Here is a 17,713-nt window from a genome sequence, read left to right as displayed (position 1 = left end):
ATTTGGTAAATATCAACTGTAGTTTTTACTAAATATTTACTATCGTTTCCGCATTGCACAGGTGTCGGGAGACGTGACGTGAATAATTGGGAAAACATTGATAAACAGTCGGAGCACCGGTTGGCGCCGCGCGCGAGCTTCTTCAGCTACGCGGACGCCGGGCAGGCGCTGAGCTTCGATCGCAACGCCAGTCGGCGTATCCAACTGCTGAGCGGCCGCTGGCGCTTTCGCTTCTTCGAGCACCCGGCGCTGGTGCCGGCGGCGTTTTACCGGGAGCCGATGAACGACTGGGGCGATATGGCGGTGCCGGGCATGTGGCAGCTGGAAGGGCACGGCCACCTGCAGTACACCGATGAGGGCTTCCCGTTCCCGATCGACGTGCCTTACGTGCCGACCAATAACCCCACCGGCGCCTATCAACGCCACTTTACGCTCGACGCCGGCTGGCAGGATCAGCAAGTGCTGATCAAATTCGACGGCGTGGAAACCTACTTCGAGGTGTACGTCAACGGCGACTATGTCGGCTTCAGCAAGGGCAGCCGGCTGTGCGCCGAGTTCGACATCAGCCCCTATGTGCGGCAGGGCGAGAATCTGCTGTCGGTGCGGGTGATGCAGTGGGCCGACTCCACCTACATCGAAGATCAGGACATGTGGTGGATGGCCGGCATTTTCCGCGACGTCTATCTGATCGGCCAGAGCGCTACCCACCTTCACGATCTGACGCTGGTCACCACCTTCGATGAGCGCTATTGCGACGCGCAGTTGGCGATCGATGCCGAGCTGCGCCATCTCGGTGTGCAGGCCGCCGAGGGCTGCCGCCTGCAGGCGCAGCTGTTCGACGGCGATCGCTGCGTGGCGGAGCAGTGGCACGACGATCTGCGCATCGAGCGGGCGCTAAGCTGCCGTTTCGAATTGCCGGTCAGCTGCCCGCAGCAGTGGAATGCGGAAAATCCCTATCTGTATCAGCTGTTGCTCAGCCTGTATGACGGCGCCGGCAACCTGCTGGGCGTGGTGCCGCAGCGGGTGGGGTTCCGCGAGATTGCGGTGCGCGACGGGCTGATGTACGTCAACGGCCGCTACCTCAAGCTGCACGGCGTCAACCGGCACGATCACGATCACCGCAAAGGGCGCGCCGTCGATATGGCGCGGGTGGAGCGCGATATCGTGCTGATGAAGCAGCACAACATCAACTCGGTGCGCACCGCCCATTACCCCAACGATCCGCGCTTTTACGAGCTGTGCGATCTCTATGGCCTGTTTGTGATGGCGGAAACCGATTTGGAGAGCCACGGCTTCGCCAACGTCGGCGATCTGAGCCGCATCACCGACGATCCGCGCTGGGAGCAGGCCTACGTCGAGCGCATCGAACGCCACGTGGCGGCGCAGAAAAATCACCCGTCGATCATTATCTGGTCGCTGGGCAACGAGTCCGGCTACGGCTGCAACATTCGCGCCATGGCCCGGCGCTGCAAGGCGCTCGATCCGACCCGTCTGATCCACTATGAAGAAGATCGCGACGCCGAAGTGACCGACGTGATCAGCACCATGTATTCCCGCGTGGCGATGATGAACGCCTTCGGCGAATACCCGCACCCCAAACCGCGCATCCTGTGCGAATACGCCCACGCGATGGGCAACGGCCCCGGCGGGCTGTTCGAATACCAGTCGGTGTTTAACCGCCACGCCAGTTTGCAGGGGCACTACATCTGGGAGTGGTGCGATCACGGCCTGCTGAGCCACGACGAACAGGGGCGCGAACGCTACCAGTACGGCGGCGATTACGGCGACTACCCGAACAACTACAACTTCTGCATGGACGGCCTGATCTACCCGGACCAGCGCCCCGGCCCCGGCCTGCGTGAATACCAACAGGTGCTGTGCCCGGTGGAGGTGACGGCGGAGGAAGGCGCAGGCGACGTGCTGCGGGTGAAAAACCGCTATTGGTTCAGCTCGCTGGCGGACATCACGCTGAAGGTCAGCGTCAAGACCGACGGCCGCCAGGTGGCGAGTTACGAATTCAAGCTGCCGCACCTGCAGCCGGGCGAGAGCGAAGACATGCACCTGCCGGTGTTGGCGCTGGGGCAGGGGGAAACGCTGATCGACGTGGCGGTGCATAAGGATAGCGCCACCCGCTACAGCGAGAGCGGCCAGCGGCTGGGACATTATCAGCATCTGCGCCGGGCGGCGACGCGGCGACCGGCTCCACCACCGGCCGATGCGCCGGCGCTGCAATGCCGCGAGGAAAATCATCGGCTGATCGTCAGCGGCGGCCGGTTCCAGCTGGCGTTCTCGCTGCTGAGCGGCGAACTGCTGTCGTGGCGGGTAGACGATGAAGAAGTGGTGGGGCGCGCGCCGCGCATCACCTTCTTCAAACCGGTGATCGATAACCATAAACAGGAATATGAGGGGATTTGGCTGCCGCATCACTTCCCCATCATGCAGCAGCACTTCCGCCGCCTCACTCGGCAATGGCAGGGCGAGGATCTGCTGATCGAGGTACATAGCCTGATCGCGCCGCCGGTGTTCGACTTTGGCATGCGCTGCACCTACCGCTGGCGCATCTCCCCGCAGGGCTACGTCAGCCTGGATCTGGCCGGTGAGCCTTACGGCGATTTCCGCCAGATTATCCCGAAAATCGGCCTCGATTTCGGCATCAGCCGCCGTTTCGAACAGGTGGAATACTACGGCCGCGGGCCGGGCGAGAACTACCGTGACAGCTGCCGGGCCAACCTTATCGGCCACTACCGGCAGCGCGCCGACGCGCTGTTCGAACACTATCCGTTCCCGCAGGACAACGGCAATCGGCAGGACGTGCGCTGGCTGAGTTTGCAGGACGCGGCGGGCAAGGGGATCTTCATCCAGCCGCGGCGGCCGATCAACTTCAGCCTGTGGCCCTACAGCGCCGAGATGCTGCACCAGGCCCAGCACATCAACGAGCTGAAACCTAGCGACTGCCTGACGCTGAACCTGGACGACCAGATCCTCGGCCTCGGCTCCAACTCCTGGGGCTCCGAAGTGCTGGATACCCACCGGGTCTATCTGGCGCCGTTCAGCTACGGCTTCACGCTGGTGCCGTTCGACGGGCGGCAAACGCAGGGCGCCGCGCTCGCCGGTTATGACTTCGCGCCCTCTCACCACCACCCGCAGTCTGCGGAGGAAAACGCATGATCATTCTCGAATCCCTGGCGGAGTTCCAGCGCATCTATCACAGCGGCAAGAAGTGGCTGCGCTGCATGGAGGCGATCGCCAATGTCGATCGCATCAGCCCGAACGTGTGCCATTCGATCGGCGACTCGCTGACGTATCGGCTGAGCGTCGGTGCCGGCCGCCAGCACGGTTGGCTGGAGGGCAACCGACGCTACTTCGACGTGCACTATTACCTCGAGGGGGAAGAGACCGTCGAGGTGGCCGACAAACGGGCGCTGACGACGGTGGCGCCCTATCAGGACGAAACCGACCGCGAGTTTTTCAGCGGCGAAGGCGAGAGGCGCCGGGTCGGCAAAGGCAACGTGGCGATCTTCGAAAACCACCAGGCTCACCGCTTTACAGAAAGCGGCAAGGTAAAAAAAGTCATTTTAAAAGTGACGGTGGAAGACAGCTATTTTGTTAACAAATAGCGCGCTCGCCGATCGATAACAACAAACCGAAGTCCCCTACACCATTCGGAGAATCTCTATGGCTGCGTCGAACAGAAACACCATCGGCAAGTTTGGCCTGCTGTCGATGACGTTTGCGGCAGTGTTCAGTTTCAACAACGTGATTAACAACAATATTCAGCTCGGGGTCGCCTCGTCGCCGGTGTTCCTGGTGGCGACCATCATTTACTTCATTCCCTTTTGCCTGATCATCGCCGAGTTCGTCTCGCTCAACCGCAACTCCGAGGCCGGCGTTTATGCCTGGGTGAAAAGCGCGCTCGGCGGGCGCTGGGCGTTTATCACCGCCTACACCTATTGGTTCGTGAACCTGTTCTTCTTCACCGCGCTGCTGCCGCGCGTCATCGCCTACGCTTCTTACGCGTTCCTGGGCTATGACTACGTGTTTACCCCGCTGACCACGGCGATCATCAGCATCTTCCTGTTCGCCTTCTCGACCTACATTTCCAACAGCGGCGCAAAACTGCTGGGACCGATGACCTCGGTGACCTCGTCGCTGATGCTGCTGCTGACGTTTTCCTACATCGTTCTGGCGGGCGCGGCGGTGCTGGGCGGCATCGAACCGGCCGACCCGATCAACGTGCAGGCGATGACGCCGAACTTCAACTGGGCGTTCCTCGGCATTACCGCCTGGATCTTCCAGGCGGCGGGCGGGGCGGAGTCCGTGGCGGTGTACGTGAACGATGTGAAAGGCGGTAGCCGCGCCTTCGTGAAGGTGATCATCGTTTCCGGGCTGTTCATCGGCGTGCTGTATTCGGTGTCTTCGCTGCTGATCAACGTGTTCGTCCACCGCGCTGACCTGCATTTCACCGGCGGCACGGTGCAGGTGTTCGAAGGCCTGTCGGCGCACTTCGGCCTGCCGACGGTGCTGATGAACCGCTTTGTCGGCATCGTCTCCTTCACCGCCATGTTCGGCTCGCTGCTGATGTGGACGGCGGCGCCGGTGAAGATTTTCTTCACCGAGATCCCGAAGGGCATTTTCGGCGAGAAAACCATTCGTCTGAATCGGCACGGCGTGCCGACGCGCGCCGCCTGGATCCAGTTCTTCATCGTCATCCCGCTGATGCTGATCCCGACGTTGGGTTCCAGCAGCGTGCAGGATTTGATGAACACGCTGATCAACATGACCGCCGCCGCCTCGATGCTACCGCCGCTGTTCATCATGCTGGCCTATCTGAATCTGCGCCTGAAGTACGACCGGGTGGCGCGCGATTTCAAAATGGGCTCGCGCCTGCAGGGCATCGCCATCGTCAGCGTGCTGATCGCCATCTTCACCGTCGGCTTCTTCGCCTCGACGTTCCCGACCGGCGCCAGCATCATGACCATCGTGTTCTATAACGTCGGCGGGCTGGTGGTGTTCCTCGGCTACGCCTGGTGGAAGTACAACCGCTACGCGAAAAGCCTGAGCGCCGAGGCGCGCTACCATGAAGACATGCCTTTGGCGCGCCTCGCGCTCGAAGCGCAGGAAGGGGCGCAGGCCGGGCAATCCGCGCTGACCACGCCCGTTTGCAATAAACCGCTGTAATTTCTCCTCTATCGGCTCCGTGCCCCGGCGCGGAGTCTCGCTTTGCGCAAAAATCCTGCCCTGGCGCTTGCATAATACATAAGTGAATACTAATGTGTTTGTATGAACGAAAATGACATCTTCAAGGCGCTGGCCGATCCGACTCGCCGCACCATCTTCGACAAGCTCGCCGTCGGCAGCATGAACGCCAGCGCGCTGCGCGAAGGGCTGCCCATCAGCCAGTCCGCGATGTCGCAACACCTGGCGGTGCTGCGCAATGCCGGGCTGGTGCGCGAGACGAAGCAGGGGCGCTTCGTCAATTACCAGGTCGACCCGGAAGGGCTGGCGCAGATCGCCGATTGGCTGGCGAAGTACCGCGCCTGGTGGCCGGCGCGCATCGACGCGTTGCAAACCTTGCTGAAGGATATGGATCAATGAACAAACAGGCTGAGCAGCCGCCGCGCGATCGGCTGATATTGGAGTATTCGCTCGATGCGCCGCCGGAAAAAGTGTGGCGAGCGCTCAGCATTCCCGAGCTGCGCGAGCAGTGGCTGCCTCCGGGGGATTTGGCGCAGGCCGAACCGCTGGCCGCCACGCCGGGCGAAGCGGTGAGCTACCGTCTGCGTGACGACCGGCCGCCGTTCCTTGAAAGCGTGGTGACGCTGCAGATAGTGCCGGACGCCGCTGGCGGCAGCCTGCTGCGGATTATCCACCAGCTCGACGCCGCCAATGACGGTTCGGTGACGATGATGCTCGCCGCCTGACGCGTTAAATTCATTTCCCTTTTGCCAACCCAGGAGTTCACCGATGCGTGAGAAGATGATGCTCGTCCCGATGGTGGTGGAACAGACCAGCCGGGGAGAACGTTCCTTTGATATTTATTCGCGCCTGCTGCGCGACCGGATCGTTTTTCTCAATGGCGAAGTCAACGACGACGTGGCCGAAATGCTGTGCGCCCAACTGCTGTTTCTGGAAGCGGAAAACCCGGAGAAACCGATCCACCTGTACATCAACTCGCCGGGCGGGGTGATCACCAGCGGGCTGGCGATTTACGACACCATGCAGTATATCCGCGCGCCGGTGCATACGCTGTGCATGGGCACCGCGCGCTCGATGGGCTCGTTTCTGCTGATGGCCGGAGAGCCGGGCCACCGCATGGCGCTGCCCAACGCCAGCCTGCACGTGCACCAGCCGCTGGGCGGCTTTCAGGGGCAGGCCTCCGACATCTTGATTCATGCCGAAGAGATGAAACGCACCAAAGACACGGTGATCCGGCTGTACGCCAAACATTGCGGCCTCAGCTACGAAGAGGTGGAGCGGGTGTTGGATCGCGATCGCTTTATGACCGCCGACGAAGCGGCGGCTTGGGGGTTGATCGATCGGGTGCTGCGGGAAAGGTAAACGGCTCAGCGGGGCTCGGCGGCCTGCGGCGTGTGCCAAACCCGTTCAAGCCCGAATTCGACCATCGCGAAATAGAGGCTGAAATAGCGCTCCGCCATGATAAAGAACGAACTGTTGAGTTCGATCACCACGTTATTGGTAGTGGTCAGCAGGCCGGATTTTTCCGCCGCCTGCAGAATGCGATTTACGTGCGCGCGTGAGACGGAGCACGACTTGGCGATTTTCGCCGAGGAGAGCAGCAGAAAGGGGGAGTCCTGCCGGATGCTTTCGATATGCAGCATCAGCAGCACCATGTGGCCGGCGTCTTTGCTGATAAACAGCCCGGATTGCGGCACCAGATCGATCAGGTAAATCTCCTTGAGCATCAGCTGCCCGTAGGCGGCGAAAAAGGTGGGCAGAAAGTCGGGCGCCGCCAGCAGCGCCGCGATAGGCATCTGTGGCGCCAGCGCCTGGTAGGGCCGCGCCATCGAGGCGATCAGCGCCTGGGTTTCCGCCAGCGCGTGCGGCGTAGGCTTATAGCGCAGCTGGCGCTTGTCATGTTCACAGGGTTTGACCTCCAGCCGGCGGCCGACCCGCAAAAAGAACAGAAAGGAGTCCAGGGAGTTCTCGCTGATGATGTTCTTCCCTTTAAAAAAGGCTTTGATGTCTTTCAGCCCGGCGGCGGGCTGGTGGTAGTAAATGGACAGGATGGTGGAACAAATGATGAACCGGCTGTTCCTGAAGATGATTTTGTAAAACAGCGGATGCTTCTTGTAGGTCTCCTTCAATAATTCCCCGTGTTTGACGATGGCGGTATGAAATGCCGGTGACTGCCTGATGTTGTTGGCCTGTTTCTCCAGGTGAAACTGTAGCTGGAATCTGCTTAGACTCATTTTTCCCTATTTCCTGTACTTAAAAAATGTACTGCTTTTTATCGTTATGGGGTTGCTGTGTATGACTTGACGATCTGCTGGCCCTGGTCGTTGATGAAGGTGGCCTGAACGGTGATCTGAGAAGGGAGCGTCGGCGCCGCAACGCCGTCGAGGTGATAATCCCGCATGCTGAACGGTGCGGTCATCATGTCGCTTTCTTGCCGCACCGGGTAATCGCGCCTGCCGGTTTGCACGGCGATGCGGGCGAAGGAGAGATAAAACGCCGACCGGTTGTGACAGCGCAGCAGATAGCCGCCCGGCGATTTTTGCAGCGAGAACGAGACGGCCTCGGCCGCGTTTTCGGCGTTTCCCTTTAGCGTTTTGGGGCGGTAGAAGATTTTCATCTGCGTGTTCATCGCCAGCGTCACGCGCGACGTCAGCGGCGGCCTGGTCGGCTGGCTGGGCGGGATCTCATACAGATTAAGCCAGAACACCGACTCCCGGTCGGTGGGCAGGTTCGCGCCGGCAAACAGGATCCGCAGCCCTTTCAGCGCCGAAGGCGGCAGGGCGAATACGCTGGGCAGGGTGACAAACGGCGCGCGCGACAGTTCGGGGGCGGCGTTGACGTCGCCGTTATCGACCCAGGTTTGCGCCACGATCGGATAGCCGTTGGTGTTGAGCAACATCAGGGTTTTTTCCGTGTCGCCCTCGCGGAAAATCACCCGGGTGGCGGAGGCGATGATGCCCGCCTGCGCGCCCATGGCCGCCAGCGCCAGCAGCAGGGCGCATCCCATCGTCAGATATTTCTTTCTCATCATTGCACCTTAACCCAGACGTAGGCCCTGGCGTCCACTTTGCCGGCGGTGACGGTTTGCCCGGGCAGCCGGGCGAGCGTGGCGGTGAGCTGGGTGGTGTAGTGGGTGAACCCCGCCGCGGTGCTGCCGCCGCCGCTGGCGCCGTTGAGCACCGGATACCAGCCGGCGTCGTTGCCCTGCGGGCATTGCCCGGCGCTGCAGCGCGCCCAGCCGACGAAATTCATCGGCGCGCCGTTGCCGGCGTTGGCGAGCGCGATGCCCACGCCGGTGGCGACGCTGCTGTCGGTGCCGTAGCCGCTGGAGAGCAGGTAGCTCACGCCGCCGTTGGCGCTGACCAGCCCAAGCTGCTGCGCCGCGACATAGCTTTCATACGGCACCTGCAGGCCGAGGGCGGTATTGTTGCTGCTGACGCCGGACACGGCGGCATTGTCGCATTCGATATTGATGGTGAACTGCGCCTGTGAGGTTTGCCCGGCGGTCAACTGGCTGACGGATATGGTCGGCAGGATCACCAGCGGCGTGACGTTGCGCGCCACGCAGGTGGCGGTATAGGTCAATGAGGAGATTGGTGCGGTGCCCATGCCCATCGCGTTCCAGCGCCCGGTGCCCCAGGTGGCGTAGTTGGTGGCGGAATCGCTGCCGATAGGATCCGAGGCGATGCCGGGCCCTTGAAAGGTGACATACCCGTTCGGCTGCGTGCAGGTATAGTTCGAATTGCCGGTGGTCGAGGCCATGCCCACCAGCGGGTTGCTGGCGCTGTAGCCGCAGTAGTTGCTGGCGCCCGCGCCCGGCAGCGAGCTGATGCGGATCAGATCGGCGCGGATGGCGCTGAAGTCTTTCACCCGGATCTGAATTTTGCTGCCGACGGTGGCGTAGCGGGTAATCGGCGCCGACTGCCAGTAGCGGGTAAAAACCTTGCCGGAATCCAGATGGGTCAGGCGGATGCCGACGTAGGGGAAGTAGGTGGCGTAGTAGTTGGGGTTACCGTCCTGGGCACCCAGATCGTAATAGCCGCCGACGCGATCGTCGCCGTTGGTGGCGAAGACTTCATAGATCTGCCCCGCGTCGCCGGCGTCGCACTCATACAGCACCTTGTTGGGATCGGGATAGCGCGTGCCGGAGGTGAGATCGAACACGCTGGTGCCCAGCGGCGTGCCGACGGGCTGCAGGTAAGTGCTGGTCAGGTTAACCCGGCCCAGCGCCGTGCCCACCCCGCAGGGATCGCAACCGGAATCGATCCAGGGGGCGACCCGGGTGCATTGCGCCAGCGCGGCGGGCGCGCCGTACAGCGACAGGGCGAGCAGAGCAAGGGCGGCGATCGGGTAAGAAATGCGTTTCATCGTCTCTCCTGAGAATCAGTGTGAACGGGCTAGCGGCACGGGGCGCTGAGCCGTTGAATCGGGCCGTCTTCCCCGGCGGGCAGGCGGTAATGCAGCGTGCACTGTTGGCCGGGCGCGTCGCCCCAGTTCAGCGTCAGCGCGCCGGCACTCCGGTCGCTGCGCAGATACACCTGATTGGCTTGGCCGACCATGCCCACGCTGTTGCCCGCTGCGTCGAGGACGTTGGCGCCCATCGGGATCGGCGCGTTATCGGGCCGCTGCGCGGTGATCAATAGCGCCTGGCCGCGCACGGTGTTGAAGCGCAGGCGCACCGTGGCGCCGGCGTACGGGGCGACGCGCCGCTGGCCGTCTTCCAGCTCCGCTTTGTCGTTCATGCCCTCGGGGTTCAGCGCGACGGTGTTGTAGTGATAGGGCACTAGCGACGGCGCCAGCGCGTAGCCAAAGCGATCGACGCGCGCCCCCTGGCCGTCCATCACCCGTGCGCCGCTGGCGCCGGGCGCCTCGATCAGGGCGAAGGTATCGCCGACATACGGCCCTAATGTCACGCCGCCGCGGTGCGCCACCACCGCCCCCTGCAGTGACAGGGAACCTTGTCGATACTGGCGCGCGGTGGAGAACGAGCCGGTGACGTTGGCGTAAGGCAGACGGGTTTGCAGGTTGCCGCCCCAGATGCTTTGTTGGCGATCGTCGTCGGTGGTGAAGTTCAGGCCGTAGCTGACCGGCTGTTCGTCGCCGACGCTGCCCGACAGCGCGGCCTGATAGTTGCCGCCCTGGCCCTGGCTGTGGTTGGCCAACAGCGAGACGCTGGGGGCGGATGATGAACGCCCGAGCGGGAAGCTCAGCGACAGGGCGGTGACGGTCTGCGCGCTCTGCGCCAGCGGCGCGCTGTAGACGTTATCCAGCGGCCCGTAGCCGCGGTAGTCGCCGTTGCTGGAGCCCAGGCTGCGGGTGCGGGTGACGGAGAGGTTAAGCGCCACGCCGTTGCCGAAGGTTTTTCCCCAGCCCAGCTGGAGCTGATTGTCGCGGCCGCGCTGATCGCGGTAGTCCTGAGTCGAGCCGGACATCGTCAGGCTGCCGAACGCGCCCATTCCCTGATTGACGGCGACCTCGAAACGCGACCGCTGGCGGTAGGAGTCGGACTGCCAGTTTTGGCCGGTGGTGGCGGCGCGGCGCACGCCGAGCACGTCGCTGAGATCGCGAAAGCCTTCGGTGGAGTAGCGGTAGCCGGCGATGGACAAGGTGGTGTCCGTCGGGCTGAAGGTTCGGCTGTAGGAGAGGTGCAGCATCCAGCCAGCGGCGCCGCCGTCCGGCAGGCTGGCGTGGGAATAGGTGGTATCCATGCCGAAGGCGCCCAGCCAGCTGCTGTACACGCCGCCCAGCATCATCGCCTGATAGCCGTCCGCCAGCTGGTTGCCGAGGTTGAAGGTCAGGGCGTTGGTCAGGCCGTGCTGCCAGGTCACTTCGCTGAACAGATCGTTGTCGCCGACGTAGCGGGAATGGCCGACGATCGCCGAGTAGCGCGACTGGCCGGGGCGGATGGATTCCGGCACCGCGGCGAACGGCACGGTGAAGGTGCTGACGCTGCCGTCGGCTTCCGTCACCACCACGGTGAGATCGCCGGCGTAGTTGGTGGCGTACAGATCGTTGATGGCGAACGGCCCCGGCGCGACGGTGGTTTCATACAGCGTGCTTTTGCCCTGCAGCACCGTCACGCGCGCGTTGCTTTTCGCCACGCCGCGCACCACCGGCGCATAGCCGCGCTGCGAATCCGGCAGCATGCGGTCGTCCGAACTGAGCTGAATGCCGCGAAAGCCCAGGCCGGAGAAGAAGTGCCCGTCGGTAAAGCCTTCGCCCAACAGCATTTCGCTGCGCCAGGGCAAGATCGCGCGCTGCACGTAGCGGCGGCTGGTGTCCAGATGGCCGCCGAACTCCCGATCGTAGCGGTAGCTGGACTGCTGGCGGTAGCGCCATAGCCCGAGGTTGAAGCCGCCGTTCAGGTTGGCGTAGGTCGAGTCGAGATCGCGGGTTTGCCCCTGTCGGTAACTGACGTGGTACTGGTTGAGGTTGTAATTGACGAAGGCCATCGATTCGCCGCTGTCCAGGCTGGCGGGATTGACGCTGCCGCGCGGCCGGCCGTTCAACAGCGCCTGCGGAATGCTCAGATCCAGCCGCAGCCGCGAGATATCGGCGTTCACCGTGATGTCCTTCAGATCCCGGCCGGGCAGCAGGCATTCCGCTTCGGCGGCCGCCGGCGGATTTTTCAGCCCGAAGCGCGCCAGCTGCGCCCGATCGAAACAGGGCAGCACCTGCTTGCCTGCGCGTACGAAGCGAATTTGATCGCGTTCGAGAAACTGGCCATTGAGGTACAGATCGATCTGATAGCTGCCGGGAGCGACGGCGTCCTGTTGGTTGAACTGGCTCAGGGCGCTGTTGCTCAGCACGCTGCCGCGCAGCAGCGCGGGATCGAAGGTATAGCCGTCGGCGGCGGCGCAGCCCAGCGGCAGCGCCAGCAGCGCGCAACACCAGCGTGTGGGCAGCGGCGTCGCCTTGCGAGCATCGAACATGAATACCTCCCTGTCTGGTTTCAGCGCGCGACGTTCAGGGTGCGTGAGATTTCCACCCCATAGTCATTGATGACGCGCAGTGCGACCTGCCGCACCTCCCCATTCACCGGCCAACTGGCCTGTGAAAACGGCGGGATCAGATCCGCCTGCGGGATGGCGATGCGCTTCGCGCCGCTCAGGATCGCGGCCTGGCTGACGTTGGCGTAGTAGCCGGTCGGGTTGTCGACACGCAGCGCGTTGCCGGCCTGGCGCAGGCTGAGCCGATCGATGACGTGGTTGGCGTCGCCGGCCAGCCCGGCGGGGCGATAGAACACCTTCAGCCGATTGGTGACCACCAGCAGCAGTTTGTTCTTGTCGCTGTCCGTCTGGCGCACGGCGGGCACCTGCAGGAAGTTGAGATAGAACAGCGATTCGCGATCGCGCGGCAGCGGCTGGCCGACGAACGACAGCCGCACCATCTGCCCGCTGTGCGGATTCATGCGGAAGATCTGCGGCGAGGCGACGAAAGGTGCATCGGCGTTTTCCGGCGTGGATTTGGGGTTATTGATGTCGAGCCAGATCTGCATCAGCGCCGGGGTGCCGTCGTCGTTGGTGAACTGCAACGTTTTTTCCCGCGCCTCGGCGGGGTAGATCACGCGGTTGCCGAGCAGCGTCACGCTGGCCGAGGCGTGGGTAGCGGCAAAACTCATCAGGCAAAGCGACAGGGCGGCCCATCGGCGGGCGGAGCGGGTTATCTGCGGCATAAACGTGAACCGATAAAGGGAGCGAGTCATTCAGCGCCGCCCGGCGAGAGGCGGCGCTGGTATCAACAGGTATGGCGCCTGACGCCGGCTTATTTGTAGCTAATGGCGAACTGTGCGGTGGCGATCACCGAACCGGCCGCCACGCCGGTGTCTTCCGCGTAGTAGCGAGCCACCAGGTTCTGCGAGGTGGAGGTGGCGTCTTTGGCCAGCGTCATCGCCGACGTGGTGACGGTCGAACCGCTGGCGAACGACAGCGGCGTAGTGGCGTCGCTGTCCAGCAGTTGAATGGACACCTTGGCCGCATCGCCCGCGTTGCCCAGGTTGCCGTTGGTGGTCGGGTTGTTGCCCGCCAGCACGGTTTTGATCGCCGTATCGCTGGTTGCCGCCGCACAGCCGGTCACGTTGACGGTGAAGGTGGTATCGCCGGCGGTGGCGCCTTTGGTGGCGAGTTTGCTGGCGGCGACGGTCGGCAGCAGAACGACCGGATTGGATTGGTTACCGTTAATATTCACCGAGCAGGTTTGCGTGCTGACTTCGCCTTTAAATTGCACCGTATTGGACGAAGCGGCCGCACAGGCGCCGGAGAGAGCCAGCATGGATAATGCGACTAATTTAACATTCATGTGAAATGCCCTTTAATTTACTTTAGATAAAAGCTTTCCTGACAGTAATAAATTACTGACGTGCGGTTGTTGATTAATCATGTTGCGCAATTGTTTTTTAAACGCGTCGGCAAACATGGATTTTCATCCTAACAAACTAAGAATTTTCCCTATAGATGTTTTGAATGAGGTAATAAGGTTGTGGCGCCCGTTGTTACATTTTTTTTCATTTCCGCTTATATCATACAAAATAGAAAATAGATCTATATCATTGCGTTGCGTTTTTATTGGATCGCCAGTTTTTTCTGTGGAAATAATTTGAAACATTCATGCCTTTTTTGCGTATTAATCAACATGCTGACGGTTGCGTGATTATTTGAAAAACATGTTATCAAGATGTTTTATATCGGTGTGATTTGCAGGCGAATTACCCCAAAAAAGAGCAGCGACAAGCCGCCTGAGGTGTGGAAGCATGCTTTCATGCTGATAAGGAGAATTAAAGTGAGAGTGATTTATATCGACGGTTCACCGCTGTGCCGGCTGGCTATGAAAACATTACTGGGCGGCGGCGTGATAACCTTATCCTCACCCAATATGAATATTATTAAAAATATAAGCCGGGTGCCTGATTTAATTATTATGGAGTTTCCTCAGGAGATTTACCGGTTCGAGACGTATTTAAATTTCATTAAATATTCACGTGGTGAATATAAAGATGTCCGGTTACTGTTCTTTATCGATAAGACTTCGCCGCTGATCCTGGCGTTTATCGCCGCGGCGCAGCCGGATGCGATTTTGCACAAACGGGAAACGCTGCAGATGGTGCGGGAAACCTGCGCGGCGCTGGTCTGCCGTGAGGAGGAAGGTGAGCGGCGCGTGATGAACCGGCAGCAGGCGGCGGCAATCACGCCTGGCGAGGCGGCGGTGCTGTGTGAAACCGCGCGCACGGAAGATATTCGCCTGACCGCGCGGCGGTTGAACCTGCACCCGAAAACCGTTTATTCGCACCTCAACAATGCCGGGAAGAAGTTCGGCACCCGCAATCGGGTGGAACTGCTGAAGATGATTGCGCTGCTGTAGCGCGCCGCTAACGGGTTTTGCGGCGGCAGCGATTCGCCGGTCACTCGGCGGCAAACCGGCCCTCGGCGTGGAAGGGGGAAATGGGGGAGTCTGAGTCTGGGGAGATAAAAACAAAAATCCACGCCGAAGCGTGGATTTTTCCGTTTCCGGCAGCCGAGAGCAATGCTGCGGGGAAGGGCTTAGACGTTGAACAGGAAGTTCATCACGTCGCCGTCTTTGACGATGTAGTCTTTACCTTCGGAGCGCATTTTGCCGGCTTCTTTGGCGCCTTGTTCACCCTTGTAGGTGATGAAGTCGTCATAAGAGATGGTTTGCGCGCGGATAAAGCCTTTTTCGAAGTCGGTGTGGATCTTGCCGGCCGCCTGCGGAGCGGTGGCGCCGACCGGGATGGTCCAGGCGCGCACTTCTTTCACGCCGGCGGTGAAGTAGGTCTGCAGGTTCAGCAGCTCGTAACCGGCGCGGATCACGCGGTTCAGGCCCGGCTCTTCCAGGCCCAGCTCGGCCATGAACTCGTCGCGTTCTTCGTCTTCCAGCTCGGCGATGTCGGATTCCACCGCGGCGCACACGGCAACCACCACGGAGCCTTCGGCGTCGGCGATTTTACGCACGGTGTCCAGGTACGGGTTGTTCTCGAAGCCGTCTTCGTTGACGTTGGCGATGTACATGGTCGGCTTCAGGGTCAGGAAGCTCAGGTATTTGATCGCCGCTTTGTCTTCGTCGCTCAGATCCAGCGCGCGCAGCATGCCGGCGTTTTCCAGGTGCGGCAGGCATTTCTCCAGCGCCGCCAGCTCGGCTTTGGCGTCTTTGTCGCCGCCTTTGGCTTTCTTCTGCACGCGGTGGATGGCGCGCTCGCAGGTGTCCAGGTCAGACAGCGCCAGCTCGGTGTTGATCACATCGATGTCTTCGGCCGGATCGACCTTGTTGTTGACGTGAATGATGTTGTCGTTCTCGAAGCAGCGCACCACGTGGCCGATGGCTTCGGTTTCGCGGATGTTGGTCAGGAACTGGTTGCCCAGGCCTTCACCCTTGGACGCGCCTTTCACCAGGCCGGCGATGTCGACGAATTCCATGGTGGTCGGCAGAATGCGCTGCGGCTTGACGATCTCGGCCAGCTTATCCAGACGCGGATCGGGCATCGGCACCACACCGGTGTTCGGTTCAATGGTGCAGAACGGGAAGTTGGCTGCTTCAATGCCCGCTTTGGTCAACGCGTTGAACAGGGTGGATTTGCCTACGTTAGGCAGGCCGACGATACCGCATTTGAATCCCATGTTGTAATCACCTTAAATATCTTAACTATCAGCCGGTTAGGTTTAATCGGCTGCATAAAGGGCAAAATAATGCCGCCATTATACACGTAATGGGCGTTTATCTCGATCAGACTTGTTTGGCCGGGGCGAGCCCAGCGCCCGCGGCCGGTTTTTGATTGAGATTTGGATCACATTTACCCATACTGGCCGTTCCGATTAACCGACAGGAAACGCGCCGGATGTATTTCTTGCCTACGCCACCCTGAGCTGTGCCCGCCTGCAGTCTGCCGCACCTTGCGGTACCCCATACCCGCTACGCGGGGAGATGATGTCATCTGTCATAAGTGAATAATGCATGTTTAACTTGAGTAACGTCAGGATCGCGGACGTTAAAAATGAAGTCCTGGCGGGCTTTGTGGTGGCGGTTTCGATGATCCCAGAGGCGGTCGGCTTTTCGCTGGTCGCCGGTCTTTCGCCGATCGTCGGTTTGCATACCGCGTTTATTATCGGCCTGGTCACGGCGCTGTTCGGCGGCAAGCCGGGCATGGTTTCCGGCGCCGCCGGCTCCATTGTGGTGGTGCTGATGAGCCTGGCGGCGCAGTACGGCATGGGCTACGTGCTGTGGGCCACGCTGTTTGCCGGGGGCATTCAAATCCTGATCGGCGCCTTCCGGCTGGGCAAGTTCATTCGTCTGGTGCCGCTGCCGGCGATCCACGGCTTCGTCAACGGTCTGGCGATCGTCATCATGCTGGCGCAGCTGAAGATGATCGCCGGGCAGGGGCCGCTGATGTACGGCCTGGTGGCGCTGGCGATTGCGGTGGTGGTGCTGTTCCCGCGCCTGACCAAAGCCATTCCGTCTTCGCTGGCGGCGCTGCTGGTGGTTTCGGCGTTAGCGATCGGCCTCAATCTGCACACGCTGCGGGTGGGCGATCTGGCGGACATTTCCGGCGCGCTGCCGCACTTCAGCCTGCCGACGGCGCCGTTCACCCTGGAAATGGTGCGGGTGGTGCTGCCCTATGCGGTGGTGATTGCCCTGGTTGGTTTGATTGAATCGCTGCTGACCATGACGGTGCTGGATGAAATGGGCGGCAAGAAGGGCAACGGCAATCGCGAAAGCATCGCGCAGGGCGCCGGTAACGCGGTGTGCGGCCTGTTGGGCTGCTTCGCCGGCTGCGCGATGATCGGCCAGTCGATCATCAACTTCACCTCGGGCGGGCGCGGGCGCCTCTCCGGCACGGTGGGCGCCATCCTGCTGATTCTGTTCGTGGTCAGCCTGTCGCGCTATATCGGCCTGCTGCCGGTGGCGGCGCTGGCCGGGGTGATGCTGGTGGTGTGTTACAACACCTTCGAGTGGAGTTCGCTGCGCCGTTTGCGCCGTATGCCGAAGGCGGACGCGCTGGTGATGCTCGCCGTCACGCTGATCACCATCTTTACCGATCTGGCGGTGGCGGTGATCAGCGGGGTGATTATCTCGGCGCTGGTGTTCGCCTGGCAGCAGGCGCGCATTCGCGTGCGCCAGCGGCAGGTAACGGGCGACGTGGCGGTGTATCAGCTCGATGGCCCGCTGTTCTTCGGCTCTGCCGCCGCTTTCGCCGAGCTGTTCGAGCCGCAAAGCGATCCGCAGAACGTGGTGCTGGATTTTGCCGGCACCCGGGTGATGGATTCCAGCGGCGTAGAGGCGATCGATAAGCTGACGGCGCGTTACCTGGCGGCGGGGAAAAGCATTCGGCTGCGCCACCTGAGCGGCGACTGCGTGCGTTTACTTAAGCGCGCCGGGCCGTTTTGCAGCCATGAGCTGGACGATCCGCAGTATTACGTGGCGGAAGAGGGCTTCACCGCCGATGACCGCCGCGTGAGCGAGGAGACCTTCAACCCGCGCGGCTAGAAGCAGGCAGCGGGCAGGGCGCCCG

General features: G+C 61.5%; 15 protein-coding genes. 8 read left to right on the top strand and 7 right to left on the bottom strand.

Annotation, left to right across the window (positions count from 1 at the left end; genetic code table 11):
• The first annotated feature begins 78 nt into the window (after positions 1-78).
• From ebgA to ACJ8MK_RS01105, 6 genes are all read left to right on the top strand, one after another.
• Complete coding sequence (gene ebgA / locus ACJ8MK_RS01130) at positions 79-3,168, top strand: beta-galactosidase subunit alpha (RefSeq protein WP_103798628.1); 3,090 nt, start codon at positions 79-81, stop codon at positions 3,166-3,168.
• Positions 3,165-3,617 (top strand): beta-galactosidase subunit beta, encoded by a 453-nt coding sequence (locus tag ACJ8MK_RS01125; protein ID WP_033646409.1) that lies wholly within the window; start codon positions 3,165-3,167, stop codon positions 3,615-3,617. Before ebgA ends, ACJ8MK_RS01125 begins: the two co-directional genes overlap by 4 nt.
• Before the next feature lie 58 nt (positions 3,618-3,675).
• Positions 3,676-5,178: an amino acid permease gene (locus ACJ8MK_RS01120; protein ID WP_041034703.1), complete on the top strand. Its 1,503-nt coding sequence runs from the start codon at positions 3,676-3,678 to the stop codon at positions 5,176-5,178.
• A 102-nt stretch (positions 5,179-5,280) separates the two neighbouring features.
• A complete protein-coding gene (locus ACJ8MK_RS01115; RefSeq protein WP_033646407.1) occupies positions 5,281-5,595 on the top strand; it encodes an ArsR/SmtB family transcription factor in 315 nt (104 codons plus the stop codon).
• On the top strand, positions 5,592-5,921 hold the full coding sequence (locus ACJ8MK_RS01110) for an SRPBCC family protein (protein WP_033646406.1): 330 nt from the start codon (positions 5,592-5,594) through the stop codon (positions 5,919-5,921). The genes ACJ8MK_RS01115 and ACJ8MK_RS01110 overlap by 4 nt, the downstream gene beginning before the upstream one ends.
• Positions 5,922-5,964: 43 nt before the next feature.
• Positions 5,965-6,558 (top strand): ATP-dependent Clp protease proteolytic subunit, encoded by a 594-nt coding sequence (locus ACJ8MK_RS01105; protein ID WP_033638144.1) that lies wholly within the window; start codon positions 5,965-5,967, stop codon positions 6,556-6,558.
• Between the two features lie 5 nt (positions 6,559-6,563).
• On the opposite strand, the gene ACJ8MK_RS01100 is transcribed toward ACJ8MK_RS01105, so the two are convergent.
• Genes ACJ8MK_RS01100 through ACJ8MK_RS01075 form a run of 6 tightly spaced genes read right to left on the bottom strand, consistent with a single transcriptional unit; the run spans position 6,564 to position 13,494 of the window.
• On the bottom strand, positions 6,564-7,430 hold the full coding sequence (locus ACJ8MK_RS01100; protein ID WP_033638145.1) for a hypothetical protein: 867 nt from the start codon (positions 7,428-7,430) through the stop codon (positions 6,564-6,566).
• A 44-nt stretch (positions 7,431-7,474) separates the two neighbouring features.
• A complete protein-coding gene (locus tag ACJ8MK_RS01095) occupies positions 7,475-8,224 on the bottom strand; it encodes a fimbrial biogenesis chaperone (protein WP_103798627.1) in 750 nt (249 codons plus the stop codon).
• Positions 8,224-9,564 (bottom strand): fimbrial protein, encoded by a 1,341-nt coding sequence (locus ACJ8MK_RS01090; protein WP_043147257.1) that lies wholly within the window; start codon positions 9,562-9,564, stop codon positions 8,224-8,226. Before ACJ8MK_RS01090 ends, ACJ8MK_RS01095 begins: the two co-directional genes overlap by 1 nt.
• Positions 9,565-9,593: 29 nt before the next feature.
• Positions 9,594-12,128 carry a fimbria/pilus outer membrane usher protein gene (locus ACJ8MK_RS01085; RefSeq protein WP_103798626.1) on the bottom strand — a complete coding sequence of 845 codons (2,535 nt, stop codon included), beginning with the start codon at positions 12,126-12,128 and terminating at the stop codon, positions 9,594-9,596.
• A 20-nt stretch (positions 12,129-12,148) separates the two neighbouring features.
• Positions 12,149-12,901 (bottom strand): fimbrial biogenesis chaperone, encoded by a 753-nt coding sequence (locus ACJ8MK_RS01080; protein WP_223182005.1) that lies wholly within the window; start codon positions 12,899-12,901, stop codon positions 12,149-12,151.
• A 59-nt stretch (positions 12,902-12,960) separates the two neighbouring features.
• Positions 12,961-13,494, bottom strand: coding sequence for a fimbrial protein (locus ACJ8MK_RS01075; protein ID WP_015377562.1), 534 nt, complete (start codon positions 13,492-13,494; stop codon positions 12,961-12,963).
• Positions 13,495-13,869: 375 nt separating this feature from the next.
• On the opposite strand from ACJ8MK_RS01075, the gene ACJ8MK_RS01070 reads away from it, so the two are divergent.
• Complete coding sequence (locus tag ACJ8MK_RS01070; RefSeq protein ID WP_243403111.1) at positions 13,870-14,553, top strand: helix-turn-helix transcriptional regulator; 684 nt, start codon at positions 13,870-13,872, stop codon at positions 14,551-14,553.
• A 179-nt stretch (positions 14,554-14,732) separates the two neighbouring features.
• On the opposite strand, the gene ychF is transcribed toward ACJ8MK_RS01070, so the two are convergent.
• Positions 14,733-15,824, bottom strand: a complete 1,092-nt coding sequence (gene ychF, locus ACJ8MK_RS01065; RefSeq protein ID WP_033646394.1) for a redox-regulated ATPase YchF — start codon at positions 15,822-15,824, stop codon at positions 14,733-14,735.
• A gap of 334 nt (positions 15,825-16,158) precedes the next feature.
• On the opposite strand from ychF, the gene ACJ8MK_RS01060 reads away from it, so the two are divergent.
• Positions 16,159-17,688, top strand: coding sequence for a SulP family inorganic anion transporter (locus ACJ8MK_RS01060; protein WP_164096380.1), 1,530 nt, complete (start codon positions 16,159-16,161; stop codon positions 17,686-17,688).
• Positions 17,689-17,713: the final 25 nt, after the last annotated feature.

The organism is Serratia sp. CY38905 (assembly GCF_052168875.1).
Classification (GTDB): domain Bacteria; phylum Pseudomonadota; class Gammaproteobacteria; order Enterobacterales; family Enterobacteriaceae; genus Serratia; species Serratia sarumanii.
The sequence above is the reverse complement of the archived record's forward strand: the minus strand, read 5'-3'. Positions and strand labels throughout refer to the sequence as shown.

Coding starts and splice junctions, on each gene's coding strand:
- ACJ8MK_RS01090 (WP_043147257.1), bottom strand. CDS start 9,564: ATGAAACGCATTTCTTACCCGATCGCCGCCCTTGCTCTGCTCGCCCTG.
- ACJ8MK_RS01085 (WP_103798626.1), bottom strand. CDS start 12,128: ATGTTCGATGCTCGCAAGGCGACGCCGCTGCCCACACGCTGGTGTTGC.
- ACJ8MK_RS01120 (WP_041034703.1), top strand. CDS start 3,676: ATGGCTGCGTCGAACAGAAACACCATCGGCAAGTTTGGCCTGCTGTCG.
- ACJ8MK_RS01100 (WP_033638145.1), bottom strand. CDS start 7,430: ATGAGTCTAAGCAGATTCCAGCTACAGTTTCACCTGGAGAAACAGGCC.
- ACJ8MK_RS01105 (WP_033638144.1), top strand. CDS start 5,965: ATGCGTGAGAAGATGATGCTCGTCCCGATGGTGGTGGAACAGACCAGC.
- ACJ8MK_RS01110 (WP_033646406.1), top strand. CDS start 5,592: ATGAACAAACAGGCTGAGCAGCCGCCGCGCGATCGGCTGATATTGGAG.
- ychF (WP_033646394.1), bottom strand. CDS start 15,824: ATGGGATTCAAATGCGGTATCGTCGGCCTGCCTAACGTAGGCAAATCC.
- ACJ8MK_RS01095 (WP_103798627.1), bottom strand. CDS start 8,224: ATGAGAAAGAAATATCTGACGATGGGATGCGCCCTGCTGCTGGCGCTG.
- ACJ8MK_RS01115 (WP_033646407.1), top strand. CDS start 5,281: ATGAACGAAAATGACATCTTCAAGGCGCTGGCCGATCCGACTCGCCGC.
- ACJ8MK_RS01075 (WP_015377562.1), bottom strand. CDS start 13,494: ATGAATGTTAAATTAGTCGCATTATCCATGCTGGCTCTCTCCGGCGCC.
- ACJ8MK_RS01080 (WP_223182005.1), bottom strand. CDS start 12,901: ATGACTCGCTCCCTTTATCGGTTCACGTTTATGCCGCAGATAACCCGC.
- ACJ8MK_RS01125 (WP_033646409.1), top strand. CDS start 3,165: ATGATCATTCTCGAATCCCTGGCGGAGTTCCAGCGCATCTATCACAGC.
- ACJ8MK_RS01060 (WP_164096380.1), top strand. CDS start 16,159: ATGTTTAACTTGAGTAACGTCAGGATCGCGGACGTTAAAAATGAAGTC.
- ACJ8MK_RS01070 (WP_243403111.1), top strand. CDS start 13,870: ATGTTTTATATCGGTGTGATTTGCAGGCGAATTACCCCAAAAAAGAGC.